This window comes from Variovorax sp. 22077 (assembly GCF_052044195.1).
GTDB classification, from domain to species: domain Bacteria; phylum Pseudomonadota; class Gammaproteobacteria; order Burkholderiales; family Burkholderiaceae_C; genus Variovorax; species Variovorax atrisoli.
Genome location: NZ_JBQEQC010000008.1, coordinates 44,178 through 56,464, shown reverse-complemented (window position 1 = coordinate 56,464; position 12,287 = coordinate 44,178). Strand labels below are relative to the sequence as shown.

12 protein-coding genes are annotated in these 12,287 nt (G+C 69.3%); 3 read left to right on the top strand and 9 right to left on the bottom strand.

Going from position 1 to position 12,287, the window contains the following annotated elements; translation table 11 throughout:
• The 4 genes from ACTJLF_RS13580 to ACTJLF_RS13565 are packed head-to-tail and all read right to left on the bottom strand — an operon-like array spanning position 1 to position 4,918.
• On the bottom strand, positions 1-1,194 hold the full coding sequence (locus ACTJLF_RS13580; RefSeq protein ID WP_126183778.1) for an acyl-CoA dehydrogenase family protein: 1,194 nt from the start codon (positions 1,192-1,194) through the stop codon (positions 1-3).
• Between the two features lie 4 nt (positions 1,195-1,198).
• Positions 1,199-2,053, bottom strand: coding sequence for an enoyl-CoA hydratase family protein (locus ACTJLF_RS13575; protein WP_145759635.1), 855 nt, complete (start codon positions 2,051-2,053; stop codon positions 1,199-1,201).
• On the bottom strand, positions 2,050-2,532 hold the full coding sequence (locus ACTJLF_RS13570) for a MarR family winged helix-turn-helix transcriptional regulator (protein WP_126183779.1): 483 nt from the start codon (positions 2,530-2,532) through the stop codon (positions 2,050-2,052). The genes ACTJLF_RS13575 and ACTJLF_RS13570 overlap by 4 nt, the downstream gene beginning before the upstream one ends.
• Position 2,533: 1 nt before the next feature.
• The gene (locus ACTJLF_RS13565) at positions 2,534-4,918 is read right to left on the bottom strand and encodes a bifunctional salicylyl-CoA 5-hydroxylase/oxidoreductase (protein ID WP_440883251.1); all 2,385 of its coding nucleotides are present in this window, start codon (positions 4,916-4,918) and stop codon (positions 2,534-2,536) included.
• Between the two features lie 132 nt (positions 4,919-5,050).
• Here ACTJLF_RS13565 and ACTJLF_RS13560 point away from each other — a divergent pair, with 132 nt between their 5' ends.
• Positions 5,051-6,322 carry an SAM-dependent methyltransferase gene (locus ACTJLF_RS13560; protein WP_026346321.1) on the top strand — a complete coding sequence of 424 codons (1,272 nt, stop codon included), beginning with the start codon at positions 5,051-5,053 and terminating at the stop codon, positions 6,320-6,322.
• A gap of 11 nt (positions 6,323-6,333) precedes the next feature.
• Positions 6,334-6,657 (top strand): DUF1840 domain-containing protein, encoded by a 324-nt coding sequence (locus tag ACTJLF_RS13555; RefSeq protein ID WP_019654043.1) that lies wholly within the window; start codon positions 6,334-6,336, stop codon positions 6,655-6,657.
• A gap of 124 nt (positions 6,658-6,781) precedes the next feature.
• Here ACTJLF_RS13555 and ACTJLF_RS13550 read toward each other — a convergent pair whose 3' ends face one another.
• Positions 6,782-7,804: a Bug family tripartite tricarboxylate transporter substrate binding protein gene (locus ACTJLF_RS13550; protein WP_132801516.1), complete on the bottom strand. Its 1,023-nt coding sequence runs from the start codon at positions 7,802-7,804 to the stop codon at positions 6,782-6,784.
• Positions 7,805-7,895: 91 nt separating this feature from the next.
• Positions 7,896-8,843, bottom strand: coding sequence for a LysR family transcriptional regulator (locus tag ACTJLF_RS13545; RefSeq protein WP_132801518.1), 948 nt, complete (start codon positions 8,841-8,843; stop codon positions 7,896-7,898).
• A 126-nt stretch (positions 8,844-8,969) separates the two neighbouring features.
• On the opposite strand from ACTJLF_RS13545, the gene ACTJLF_RS13540 reads away from it, so the two are divergent.
• Positions 8,970-9,749, top strand: coding sequence for an SDR family oxidoreductase (locus ACTJLF_RS13540; protein ID WP_184606157.1), 780 nt, complete (start codon positions 8,970-8,972; stop codon positions 9,747-9,749).
• A 66-nt stretch (positions 9,750-9,815) separates the two neighbouring features.
• Here the strand turns inward: ACTJLF_RS13540 and ACTJLF_RS13535 are convergent, their stop codons facing one another.
• The 3 genes from ACTJLF_RS13535 to ACTJLF_RS13525 are packed head-to-tail and all read right to left on the bottom strand — an operon-like array spanning position 9,816 to position 12,265.
• Entirely contained in the window at positions 9,816-10,241 is a 426-nt protein-coding gene (locus tag ACTJLF_RS13535; RefSeq protein WP_126183784.1) for a MarR family winged helix-turn-helix transcriptional regulator, read from the bottom strand.
• Positions 10,242-10,265: 24 nt separating this feature from the next.
• A complete protein-coding gene (locus tag ACTJLF_RS13530; RefSeq protein ID WP_126183785.1) occupies positions 10,266-11,225 on the bottom strand; it encodes an alpha-ketoacid dehydrogenase subunit beta in 960 nt (319 codons plus the stop codon).
• Entirely contained in the window at positions 11,222-12,265 is a 1,044-nt protein-coding gene (locus ACTJLF_RS13525; RefSeq protein WP_132754229.1) for a thiamine pyrophosphate-dependent dehydrogenase E1 component subunit alpha, read from the bottom strand. Before ACTJLF_RS13525 ends, ACTJLF_RS13530 begins: the two co-directional genes overlap by 4 nt.
• Positions 12,266-12,287: the final 22 nt, after the last annotated feature.

Sequence of the window (12,287 nt, the reverse complement as noted above, 5' to 3'; positions counted from 1 at the left end):
TTATCCCCGTAGAACGGATTTGCCGATGATCAGTTGTTGAACTTCCGTCGCGCCCTCGTAGATGCGCAGCGAGCGGATGTCGCGGTAGAGGCTTTCAACCTTCGTGCCAACCTTCACGCCGAGGCCGCCGTGCATCTGCAGCGCCATGTCGATCACGCGGCTCGCGTTTTCGGTCGCGCACATCTTGGCCATGGCCGCGGCGGCCGACACGTCGCCCACCGCCGGTGCGCCGCGCCGCTCGGCGTCGTCGCGCATCCATGCGGCGCGGTAGGTGAGCAGCGCTGCACCGTCGATGAGCGCGGCCATCTCGCCGAGCTTCGCCTGCGTGAGCTGGAAGTCCGCCAGCGTCTGGCCGAACATGCGGCGCTTCTTCGAATGGGCGATCGCTTCCGCCAGCGCGCGCCGGCCCATGCCGAGCGCCGCCCCGGCCACCGAGGCGCGGAATATGTCGAGCGTGCGCATCGCGAGCTTGAAGCCGCCGTTGAGCTCACCCAGCTGCGCGGTGCGCGGCACGACGCAGTTCTCGAAGCGCAGCGTGGCCAGCGGGTGCGGCGCCATCACGTCGATGTGCGCGGAGGTGTCGAGGCCCGGCGTCTTCGCATCGACGATGAAGGCGGTGATGCCGCGCGTGCCGCCCGCCGGGTCGGTCTTCGCGAACACGCAGTAGAAGTCGGCGATGCCGCCGTTGCTGATCCAGGTCTTCTCACCGTCGAGCTTCCAGCCGTCGGCGGTCGCTTCGGCGCGCATCGCCATCGCGCCCACGTCGGAGCCGGCTTCGGGCTCGCTGAGCGCGAAGGCCGCGATCTTGCTGCCCTTGGCCACGGCGGTCAGGTAGTCGGCGTGTTGCTGCGGCGTGCCTGCGAGCGTGATCGCACCGCTGCCCAGGCCCTGCATCGCGAAGGCGAAGTCGGCCAGCGGCGAGTGGTAGGCGAGCGTCTCGCGCAGCAGCACCAGGGCGCGCGAGTCGAGCCGCTCCAGTGCGCCACCGGAACTGCCCGGTACGCAGTAGCGCAGCCAGCCGCCGGCGCCGAGGCGCTGGACCCAGTCGCGGCAGGCCGCGCGGTCGTCATGCTCGTCGACCTGCTGCGCGTCGGCCCAGGGCAGCAGGCCGTCGGCCAGCGCGCGGTGTGCGTCGTCGAAGAAGGGCAGCGCAAGGTGCGCCGTCGAAGGTGGTGCGGGAGCCTTGGTCAACATCGCGTCAGTCCCCGCCGAAGACCGGCTTGCGCTTGGCGGCGAAGGCTTCGTAGGCGCGCTTGAAGTCCTCGGTCTGCATGCAGATGGCCTGTGCCTGCGCTTCGGCTTCGATGGCCTGGTCGATGGTCATCGACCATTCCTGCGACAGCATCGTCTTCGTCATGCCGTGCGCGAAGGTCGGGCCTTCGGCGAGGTCGCGCGCGACCTTGGTGGCAGCCTCGAGCAGCGCATCGCTTTCGTGCAGTGCGTTGAAGAAACCCCACGAATGGCCTTCCTGCGCCGTCATCGCGCGGCCGGTGAAGAGCAGCTCCGACGCGCGGCCCTGGCCGATCACGCGCGGCAGCAGCGCGCACGCGCCCATGTCCGCGCCGGCGAGGCCCACGCGAGTGAACAGGAAAGCGGTGCGCGTGGCGGGCGAGCCGTAGCGCAGGTCGCAGGCCAGCGCGATCATCGCGCCGGCACCTGCGCACACGCCGTCGATCGCGCCGACGATGGGCTGCGGGCAGGCGCGCATCGCCTTCACCAGATCGCCCGTCATGCGCGTGAACTCCAGCAGCTCGGGCATGCGCATGCCGGTCAGCGGGCCGATGATCTCGTGCACGTCGCCGCCGGAGCAGAAATTGCCGCCAGCGCCGGTCACGACGATCGCCTTCACGTCGGTGGCGTAGACCAGCGCGCGGAACAGGTCGCGCAGCTCGCTGTACGAGTCGAAGGTCAGCGGGTTCTTGCGATCGGGCCGGTTCAGCGTGATGGTGCCCACGCCGGCGTCGAAGCTCCATGCGAAGTGCTCCGCCTTGTAGGCCGCCTTGGGTTCGAATTGCGCGCGCATGGGATTGCCCGCGCCGATGTAGTGCTTCATTCGGTCTCCGCCATCAGTAGTTGGTTGTGCGAGTGCTGCTTGACCTTGCCCAGCAGCTTGTGCAGTTGCGCGATCTCCTTGGCGCTGAGGCCCGCGAAGGCCTCGACGATCCAGTCCTCGTGCTGCTGCGCCATTTCATTGAAGAGCTTGCGCCCGCGCGGCGTGAGGCGCACGCGCCACGCGCGGCGGTCGCCCTCCACGTTGATGCGCTCGACCAGCCCTTCGGACACGAGCTGGTCGGTGATGCCGGTCACGTTGCCGCCTGTCACCATCATGCGGCGCGAGAGCTCGTTCATCTTGAGGCCCTCGGGCGAGCGCTCGAGCTGCGACATCAGGTCGAAGCGCGGCAGCGTGGTGGCGAACTGCGAGCGCAGTTCGTTGCGAACCTGCTTCTCGATCAGCTGGGTGCAGGTGAGCAGCCGAAGCCACAGCCGCAGCGCCTCGGGATGTTCGCTGTGCGCGCGCGCTTCGAGGTCCATGTCAGTGCGTCTCCTCGCTGTTCTGCGCGGCCATCGCCGCATTGGCGGCGGCCGCGAGCTGCTGCTGCTTGGCGATCTCGCGGTACATCTGGTCGCGCCCGCTCAGGTACTGCCGCGGCCATTCGATGTCGCGGCTCTGCAGCTTGGCGGCTTCGTGCAGGGTCCAGGCAGGGTCGGCAAGATGCGGGCGCGCGATGGCGCACAGGTCGGCGCGGCCGGCCGCGATGATGCTGTTGGCCTGGTCGGCATCGGTGATGGCGCCCACCGCGATGGTCGAGATGCCGACCTCGTTGCGGATGCGGTCGGAGAACGGCGTCTGGTACATGCGGCCGTACACCGGTTTCGCGGCGCGCGTGGTCTGGCCGGAAGACACGTCGATGAAGTCGGCGCCGGCCTCCTTGAACAGGCGCGCGACCACGATGGCGTCGGCATCGGTGTTGCCGCCGGGCGCCCAGTCGTGCGCCGAGATGCGCACGCTCATCGGCCTGTCGGCGGGCCATGCGGCGCGCATGGCGCGGAACACTTCTAGGGGGTAGCGGCAGCGCGCCTCGATGTCGCCACCGTATTCGTCGGTGCGCAGGTTGGTGAGCGGGCTGATGAAGGCCGACAGCAGGTAGCCGTGCGCGCAGTGCAGCTCGAGCCAGTCGAAGCCGCACTCGGCGGCGCGGCGGGTCGAGTCGACGAACTGGTCGCGCAGCGTGTCCATCTCGGCGCGGGTGATGGCGGCGGGTAGCTGGTTCTGTTCGCCGTAGGGCAGCGCGCTCGCGCCCAGCAGCGGCCAGTTGCCGCTTTCGAGCGGCTCGTCGGTGCCTTCCCAGCCCACGCGGGTCGAGCCCTTGGGTCCGCTGTGGCCGAGCTGCATCGCGATCTTGGCGCTCGACTGCGTGTGCACGAAGTCGACGATGCGCTTGAAGGCGGCCTGCTGCGCGTCGTTGTAGAGGCCCGTGCAGCCGGGCGTGATGCGGCCTTCGGGCGTCGGGCTCGTCATTTCGACGAACACCATGGCGGCACCGCCGAGGGCGCGCGCGCCCAGGTGCACCAGCAGGAAGTCTTGCGGCACGCCGTCGACCGCGCTGTAGGTGGCCATGGGCGACACCAGGATGCGGTTCTTCAGCGTGAGCCCGCGCACCTTCAGCGGCATGAGCATCGGCGGCATCGCCTTGCCGCCTGCGAGCCACTGCTCGTAGCCGCTGAGCCACTGCGTGTCGCGCAGGCGCAGGTTCTCGTGGCTGATGCGCTGCGAGCGGGTGAGCAGCGAGTATGCGAACTGCTCGATCTGCATGCCCGTGTAGCGCGGCACGTTCTCGAACCACTCCGTGGAGTTGCGCGCGGCATTCTGGATCTTCAGCACCTCGACGCTGCGGCGCGCCTCGTAGCCTTCGAGCACGTGGTCGACCGTGCCGCCCTGTGCGAACTCGTTGGCCAGGTCGATCGCGTCTTCCAGCGCCAGCTTGGTGCCCGAGCCGATCGAGAAGTGCGCCGTGTGTGCCGCATCGCCCATCAGCACCACGGGCACGCTGCGGCCCTCGACGTCGATGCGATGCGTCCAGCGCTCGCACACCACGCGCGGAAAGCGGATCCAGTTGGCCGAGCCGCGCAGGTGCGTGGCGTTGCTGATGAGCGAATGGCCGCCGAGGTACCTGGCGAAGAGCTTCTCGCAGAAGGCGATGGCCTCGGGCTGCTCCATCTGGTCGAGGCCGTGGGCCTTCCAGACGGCCTCGGGCGTCTCGACGATGAAGGTCGAGGTCTTGTCGTCGAACTGGTAGGCATGCGCCTGAAACCAGCCGTGCTCGGTCTGCTCGAAGGCGAAGGTGAAGGCGTCGAAGGTCTGGTGCGTGCCCAGCCACACGAAGCGGCAGTTGCGCAGGTCGATGTCGGGCCTGAACACGTCGGCGTAGCGCTGGCGGATGCGGCTGTTGAGGCCGTCGCTGGCGATCACCAGGTCGGCCTTGTACTTGGCGGCCATCGCCTGGTCGTCGGAGACGTCGGTCTCGAACACCAGCTCGACGCCCAGCTCGAGGCAGCGCTCCTGCAGGATGTTGAGCAGTCGCTTGCGGCCGATGCCGCAGAAGCCGTGGCCGCCCGAGCGCACCTGGCGGCCCTTGAAGAAGACCTGGATGTCGTCCCAGTGGTGGAACTCGTTGCCGATGAGTGCCGCGGTCGGCGCATCGGCCGCGCGCAGGTTGGCCAGTGTCTGGTCGCTCAGCACCACGCCCCAGCCGAAGGTGTCGAAGGGACGGTTGCGTTCCACCACGGTGATCTGCAGCGCCGGGTTGCGCGCCTTCATCAGCAGGGCGAAGTACAGGCCTGCCGGCCCGCCGCCGATGCACAGGATGCGTTGGAGGTCCGAGGCGGGAGCGGACTTGGACGGGTCGAGGCTGTTCATGGCTAAATAGTTTAGACATAAACAATCCATTGTCAATCCGGGTTCGCGCAGGCCCGAAGCCGCCTCAGATCGCGGCTTGCGCCGACACGGGAAGTCATGCAAAAGCTTGGAAAAATCAATACCATGGCTGCCATGCAACACTTGATACCCAAGATCGAGTCGCAGCTGGCGTCGCTGCCTGTCCCTATCGCGCTCGAGCTGCCCGATGGCCGGCGCGTCGCACAGGCCGGAGCCCGCGTCACCCTGGCCTTCAAGGAATGGACGGTGCTGGCCAAGCTGGCGGCACGGCAGGTGGGCGCCATCGGCGAGGCCTACGTCGAGGGCAAGGTGCAGATCGAAGGCGCCATGCGCGACCTGATCGACGCCACGGTCGGCATGCTCCCCGGCAACCCGGCGGAGACCGACACCGGCTGGTGGAGCCGCCTGCAGCGCCGGGCCAAGTCGCACGGCTCGCACTCGCTGCGCAAGGACGCGGCGCAGATCGAGTTCCACTACGACGTCTCCGACGACTTCTACGCGCTGTGGCTCGACCCGCGCCGCGTGTATTCATGCGCCTACTTCCGCACGCCCGACCTCACGCTGGCACAGGCGCAGGAAGCCAAGCTCGACCACATCTGCCGCAAGCTGATGCTGCAGCCGGGCGAGCGCTACCTCGACATCGGCTCCGGCTGGGGCGCCCTGCTGCTGTGGGCCGCAGAGCACTACGGCGTGGACGCCACCGGCATCACGCTGTCGAAGAACCAGCATGCGCACGTGCAGCGGCTCATCGAGGAGAAAGGGCTACAGGGCCGGGTGCGCGTCGAGCTGCGCGACTACCGCGAAGTGCCCACCGACAGGCCCTTCGACAAGATTTCCTCCGTCGGCATGTTCGAGCACGTGGGTGCGGCCAACATGCCGACCTACTTCCGCAAGATCCATGCGCTGCTGAAGCCCGGCGGCCTGGTGATGAACCACGGCATCACCTCCGGCGAGCTCAACTACCGGCAGCTCGGCGCCGGCATGGGCGACTTCATCGAGAAGTACATCTTCCCGGGTGGCGAGCTGCTGCACGTGACGCACGTGCTGCGCGAGACGGCCGCGGCCGGCCTGGAGATGGTCGATACCGAAAGCCTGCGGCCGCACTACGCGCGCACGCTCTGGGCCTGGTCGGACGCGCTGGAGTCGCAGCTCGACACGGCGCGGGAAGTGCTGCAGCGAAGCGGAGGCCGCCAGAAGGAAAACGCGGAACGCATCCTGCGCGCCTACCGCCTCTACCTCGCGGGCTCCGCCATGAGCTTCGAGCAGGGCTGGATCTCGCTGCACCAGATGCTTTCCACCAAGCCCGACGGCAAGGTCGAACACGGCGTCCTTCGCGGCGCTCAATCGGTGTACCCTTTTGCGCGTGACTACATCTACAACAAGTGAGTGAGAACACCATGCTCTATCGATTCCAGTCCCGGGCCGCGCCCGATTTCGTGATGCTCGAAGTGCATGCGCGCCAGTTGCTCGAGATCGTCGGCAAGTCCGCTGCCCCGCAGGGCATCATCACCGTCGAGCAGATCCCCGGCGCCATCTCGGCCCTCGAGGCCGCCCTGGCACGCGAGGCCTCCAACTCCCACAACAACGACGACTACGCCGTCGAAGGCCACGCCAACGAGGCCGAGAAGCAGCACGTCGGCCTGCATCAGCGCGCGATCCCGCTGCTGCACATGCTCAAGGACTCGCTGGCCGAAAAGAAGGACGTGACCTGGAAGACCTGATCACCAAAGATCAGCCGCCCCCGGCCCTTTCGTGAAACACCACGGACCCGGCTCTGCCGGTCCGTCGGTGTTGCCCCCTGCAAGGGGGTTGGCGAAGCGACACGAAGTGCGCGCAGCCTGGGGGTCAGTCGACTTTTGCTCCGGAGTCCTTGACCACCTTCGCCCACTTCACATGCTCGCTCGCAATGAGCTTCGTGAAGTCCGCAGGCGAGTTCCCGCTCGGGATCGCGCCCTGCGCGAGCATCTTCTCCTTCATGGCCGGCGTGCCCAGCGCCTTGGCCACTTCCTGCTGGATGCGGTTCACGATCTCCGGTGACGTGCCCGCCGGCGCCAGCAGCCCGAACCACGAGCTTGCCTCGTAGCCCTTGAGCGTCGGGCCGCCCACTTCCGCCACCGTCGGAATGTCGGGCAGGGCCGGCGAACGCTGTGCGCTCGTCACCGCCAGCGCGGTGAGCTTGCCGGCCTTGATCTGCGCCATCGAGGAGGGCAGGTTGTCGAACATCACGTCGGCATTCCCGCCCACCATGTCCAGCAGCGCCGGGCCCGAGCCCTTGTACGGGATGTGGGCCATGAAGGTGCCCGTCATGCTCTTGAACAGCTCGCCCGCCAGGTGGATCGAGGTGCCGCTGCCGCTGGAGGCCATGTTCAGCTTGCCGGGGTTGGCCTTGGCGTACTTGATGAAGTCCTGCACGTTGTGGATGTTCAGCGACTTCGCCTTGTCGGCGTTCATCTCCATCACGTTCGGCACGGCGGCCACCAGGGTGATCGGCGCGAAGTCCTTGATCGGGTCGAAGGGCAGCTTGGGGTACAGCGCGCGGTTGATGCCGTGCGTGCCCACCGTGCCCATCAGCAGCGTGTAGCCGTCGTTCGGCGCGCGCGCCACGATCTCGGCGCCCACGTTGCCGCCGGCGCCCGCGCGGTTGTCCACGATGAACTGCTGGCCGAAGGCCTTCGAGAGTTCGGGCGCGATGGCGCGCGCCAGGATGTCGGTGGTGCCGCCGGCCGCGAAGGGCACGACGATGCGCACCGGCTTGGTCGGCCAGGTGCCCTGGGCCCACGAGGGAGCGGCGATGAGGGTCAGCGCGGCGGCGGCGGATGCGGCCAGCGCGGTGCGGCGATTCAGTGAGAGAAAGGTCTGATGGGTCATGCGCGCGTTTGTACAGGCGCGCGCCTCCGCCGTCGCGGGTGAAAACCCCGTGGCTGCGCGAGGGAGTTGGCAGCGCGCGGGCCGCGGCGCTTCAGGCCACCTGCATCCGCTGCGCGAAGCGCTCCTCGCGGAAGCGCTCCAGCACGAAATCGATGAACACCCGCGTCTTCGGCGGAAGCAGCTTCTTGCTCGGGTAGTAGAGCCACACCGCCCCCGCATCCTGGTACCAGTCGGGCAGCAGGCGCATCAGCTCGCCGCTGCGCAGCCCGCGCTCCACGAAGGGCAGCGGCAGCATCGCCGCGCCCAGCCCCATCAGCGCGGCATGCGCGATCGCCTCGGGGTCGTTGAAGATGGCGCGCGGCCGCGGCAGCTCGACGCTGACCTCGCCTTCGCCTGTGCCTCCGCCTGCGCCGCGCACGCGCCGCAGCGTCCAGCCGCGCACGCGCCCCGTTGGCGACGAGCGGCGCATCAGCGTGTCGAGCGCCGCCAGGTCCGACGGATGCCGGGGCGGCTTGCGCCCCTCCATGTATGCGGGCGAGGCCACCGCCACCACGTGGATGCGCGCCAGCTCGCGCGCCACCAGTCCGGCCGGCAGTTCGATGCCGCCGCCGATGGCCGCGTCGAAGCCTTCGCCCACCAGGTCGACCTGCTGGTTGTCGAAGTGCCAGTCGGGCACGATGGCCGGGTAGCGCGCGAGGAACCCGCCCATCATCGGCAGCACGTGCTCGCGCCCGAACGCCTGGCCCATGCTCACCTTCAGCGTGCCCGAGGGCTGGCCGTCGTCGGTGTCGACGCCGGCCACCGCCTCGCGCAGCGTGGCCAGCGCGCCGCCGATCTGCGCGAGGAAGCGCTCCCCGCCCTCGGTCAGCTTCAGGCTGCGCGTGCTGCGCTGGAACAGCCGCAGGCCCAGCCGCGCCTCCAGCCGCGCCACGTTCTTGCTGACGGCCGCCGGCGTCAGGCCCAGGCGCCGTGCGGCCTCGGAGAAGCTGCCGCCCTCGGCGCTCTGCACGAAGGATTCGAGGTGATTCAGCGGTTCCATGGCCGCATTGTGGCGCCCATCTTCAACCATTGGTTGAATCTGATTGACTGGATTGACGGCTACCGGAGAAGGAATGAAGCGCCCAAACTGAGGCCTTCTTCTTCCACCATTGCACAGGAAAAAATCATGGCCTCCAGCACCGCTTCTTCCTCCTCCTCGTCTTCTTCCCCCATCCTGGCCGGCAAGGTCGCCTTCGTCACCGGCGGCTCGCGCGGCATCGGCGCGGCCATCGTGCGCCGCCTGGCACACGACGGCGCCGCCGTGGCCTTCAGCTACGCCGCCTCGGCCGCACCGGCCGAGGAACTGGTGCGCAGCATCCAGTCGGAAGGCGGTCGCGCCCTGGCGCTGAAGATCGACAGCGCCGACGCCGCGGCCCTGACCGCCGGCATCGACGAAGCCGCCCGCACCTTCGGCAGGATCGACATCCTCGTGAACAACGCCGGCGTGTTCCTCGGCGGCACCCTCGACGATTTCTCGCTCGAGGACTTCGACAAGACGCTGGCCATCAACGTGCGCGCCGTCTTCGTCGCCGCCAAGGCGGCCTCGCGCCACATGGGCGAGGGCGGCCGCATCATCAACATCGGCAGCACGAATGCCGAGCGCATGCCCTGGCCCGGAGGCAGCGCCTACGCGATGAGCAAGTCGGCGCTGGTCGGCCTGGTGCAGGGCCTGTCGCGCGACCTCGGCCCGCGCGGCATCACGGTCAACAACGTGCAGCCCGGCCCGGTCAACACCGACATGAACCCCGTCGACGGCCCCAACGCCGCCTCGATGCACGGCCTGATGGCGCTGGCCCGCCACGCCCGTCCGGAAGAAATCGCCGGCATGGTCGGCTACCTGGCCAGCCCCGAAGCGGGCTTCGTGACCGGCGCGAGCCTCAACATCGACGGCGGCTTCGCGGCTTGACTCGGTTCGCCCCCAGGCTGCGCGCGCTTCGTGTCGCTTATGGGCCGTGGCCTGCTTGTGGAGCGGTCAGGGTGTGCCGCGCTGCACTGCCTCGATGAGCTTGTCGAGGGTGGTGTCGAGCTGCGCCAGTTCGACCGCACCGATGCCGCCGAACAGTGCGACTTCGCGCTCTCGGCCGAGCGCGCCCACCGTTTCGTGCAGCGCCTTGCCTGCGGCGGTGAGATAGAGGCGGCTGCTGCGCCGGTCGGTCGGGTCGTCGTGGCGCTGTACGCGCCTGTGGCGCCGCAGGCCGGCCAGCGCGCGGCTCACTGCCATCTTGTCGAGGCCGGTCTGGTCGGCGACCTGCGTGGCGTTGAGCCCGGGCTGCGCGGCGAGTACGGCCATCGTGCGCCATTCGTTGAGCGTGAGCCGGTGCTCGCGGCCCACGCGTTCATGGAAAGGCCGCGCCGTGAGATTCACGACCCGCACCAGCTTGAAGAAGAGCGGGTCCATCGCTTCCGGCGAGGCGGCCTGCCTTCAGCCCACCAGCTTCTTCGCCGCGGCCACGATCGCTTCCGTGCCGACGCGTGACTGCGCCTCCAGCACCGGCGCATAGCCCACCGGAATGCGCGGCGCGCCCAGCCGCGCCACGCGGCAGCCGGTGGCCTCCGCTGCACTCGCCGCGATCTCCGCGCCGAAGCCCGCCGCCTGCACCGCCTCGTGCACCACCAGCAGCCGGCCGGTGCGCGCGCACGACGACAGCACCGTCTCGCGGTCCCACGGCCACAGCGTGCGCAGGTCGATCAGGTCCGCCGCGATACCTTCGGCCGCCAGCGCGTCGCAGGCCGCCGAGCAGGCCTGCATCTGCCGGCTCCAGCTCACCAGCGTGAGCGCATCACCCTCGCGCACGCGCGCCGCCTTGCCCAGCGGCACGGCGATGCCTTCGTCGACCTCGCCGCGCGCGCCCCACAGCGTCTTGTGCTCGATGTAGACCACCGGGTCGCCGCACTGCAGGGCGGAGCGCAGCAGCCCGTGGTTGTCCTGCGGCGTCGAGGGGCACACCACCACCACGCCCGGCAGGTGCGCGAACCAGGCTTCGAGCGACTGCGAATGCTGCGCCGCCGAGGCGTCCCAGATGCCGCCGGGCATGCGCGCCACCAGCGGCACGCGGCCCTGGCCGCCGAACATGAAGCGGTTCTTGGCGGCCTGGTTCACCAGCTCGTCCATGCCGCACAGCGCGAAGTCGACTACGCGCATCTCGACCACCGGCCGCAGCCCCGCGAGCGCCATGCCCACGCCGGCGCCCATGATCGCCGCCTCGCTGATCGGCGTGTCGATCACGCGACCTTCGCCGAAGCGCTGCTGCAGTCCCTTGTACTGGCCGAAGATGCCGCCGCGGCCCACGTCCTCGCCGAGCACCACCACGCGCGGATCGGCTTCCATCTCGCGCTGCAGGGCGAGCAGGGCGGCTTCCGAATAGCTCAGTTCGTGCTTCATCGCCACTGGCCCTCCCCGACGGTCTGCACGTCGGTGAAGGCGGCGGCCGGCTCGGGCCACGGGGCCGCGTCGGCGACCGCGAGGGCGGTGTCGACCTCGTCGCGCGCGGCGTTCTCGATGGCGTCGAGCGTCGCGGCGGCGACGCCGGCCGAAAGCAGATGGCCGCGCGCCCGGGCGATCGGATCGGTCTCGAGCGCAGCGGCCAGCTCGGCCGGATCGCGGTACGCCGCCACGTCGACCGATACATGCCCCTTCACGCGATAGGTCAGCGCATGCAGCAGGCGCGGCCCGCCGCCGGTGCGCACCTCGGCCACCAGCTTCGCGGCGGCAGCGTGCACCGCGAACACGTCGTTGCCGTCGACCTGCGTGGACGCGATGCCGAGCGACTCGGCGCGCGCGGAGGCGCCTTCGCCGGCCGTCATCGGGCCGCTCGCGGTGGTCGCGCTCCAGCGGTTGTCCTCGCAGACGAAGAGCACCGGCAGCTCATACACGCGCGCCCAGTTCAGCGCTTCAAGGAAAGGCCCGCGGTTGATCGCGCCGTCGCCGAAGAAGCAGACGGTGATGTCGTCGCTCTTCTTCAGAAGCTTCTGCGCGTGCGCCGCGCCCACCGCGATCGGCAGCCCCGCCGCCACCACGCCGTTGGCGCCCAGCATGCCGACCGAGAAATCCGCGATGTGCATCGAGCCGCCCTTGCCGCCGTTGAAGCCGGTGGCCTTGCCGAACAGCTCGCACATCATCCGCGCGAGGTCGGCGCCCTTGGCCAGCGTGTGGCCATGGCCGCGGTGGGTGGAGGTGAGGTAGTCGGCGGGGCGCAGGTGGGCGCAGACGCCGGCCGGCACCGCCTCCTGCCCGGTCGACAGGTGCAGCGGCCCGCGGACCTTGGCGGCCCCCGCCGCCTGCTGGCCGTACGCGCTCACGCCGCCCTGGCTGGCGGTCTCCGCCGCGTTCTCGAAGGCCCGTATCCGCACCATGGCGCGGTACAGGGCCACACCCGCGCCATGCGCGCCATGGGCGGCGCTGCTGGAAATGCTCGAGTCCATCTTGTCTCCGACGCCCTTGGAG

What these genes read in the sequence shown, in the direction of transcription:
- ACTJLF_RS13580 (WP_126183778.1), bottom strand. Translation starts at nt 1,194, where the DNA reads ATGTTGACCAAGGCTCCCGCACCACCTTCGACGGCGCACCTTGCGCTG.
- ACTJLF_RS13575 (WP_145759635.1), bottom strand. Translation starts at nt 2,053, where the DNA reads ATGAAGCACTACATCGGCGCGGGCAATCCCATGCGCGCGCAATTCGAA.
- ACTJLF_RS13570 (WP_126183779.1), bottom strand. Translation starts at nt 2,532, where the DNA reads ATGGACCTCGAAGCGCGCGCGCACAGCGAACATCCCGAGGCGCTGCGG.
- ACTJLF_RS13565 (WP_440883251.1), bottom strand. Translation starts at nt 4,918, where the DNA reads ATGAACAGCCTCGACCCGTCCAAGTCCGCTCCCGCCTCGGACCTCCAA.
- ACTJLF_RS13560 (WP_026346321.1), top strand. Translation starts at nt 5,051, where the DNA reads ATGCAACACTTGATACCCAAGATCGAGTCGCAGCTGGCGTCGCTGCCT.
- ACTJLF_RS13555 (WP_019654043.1), top strand. Translation starts at nt 6,334, where the DNA reads ATGCTCTATCGATTCCAGTCCCGGGCCGCGCCCGATTTCGTGATGCTC.
- ACTJLF_RS13550 (WP_132801516.1), bottom strand. Translation starts at nt 7,804, where the DNA reads ATGACCCATCAGACCTTTCTCTCACTGAATCGCCGCACCGCGCTGGCC.
- ACTJLF_RS13545 (WP_132801518.1), bottom strand. Translation starts at nt 8,843, where the DNA reads ATGGAACCGCTGAATCACCTCGAATCCTTCGTGCAGAGCGCCGAGGGC.
- ACTJLF_RS13540 (WP_184606157.1), top strand. Translation starts at nt 8,970, where the DNA reads ATGGCCTCCAGCACCGCTTCTTCCTCCTCCTCGTCTTCTTCCCCCATC.
- ACTJLF_RS13535 (WP_126183784.1), bottom strand. Translation starts at nt 10,241, where the DNA reads ATGGACCCGCTCTTCTTCAAGCTGGTGCGGGTCGTGAATCTCACGGCG.
- ACTJLF_RS13530 (WP_126183785.1), bottom strand. Translation starts at nt 11,225, where the DNA reads ATGAAGCACGAACTGAGCTATTCGGAAGCCGCCCTGCTCGCCCTGCAG.
- ACTJLF_RS13525 (WP_132754229.1), bottom strand. Translation starts at nt 12,265, where the DNA reads ATGGACTCGAGCATTTCCAGCAGCGCCGCCCATGGCGCGCATGGCGCG.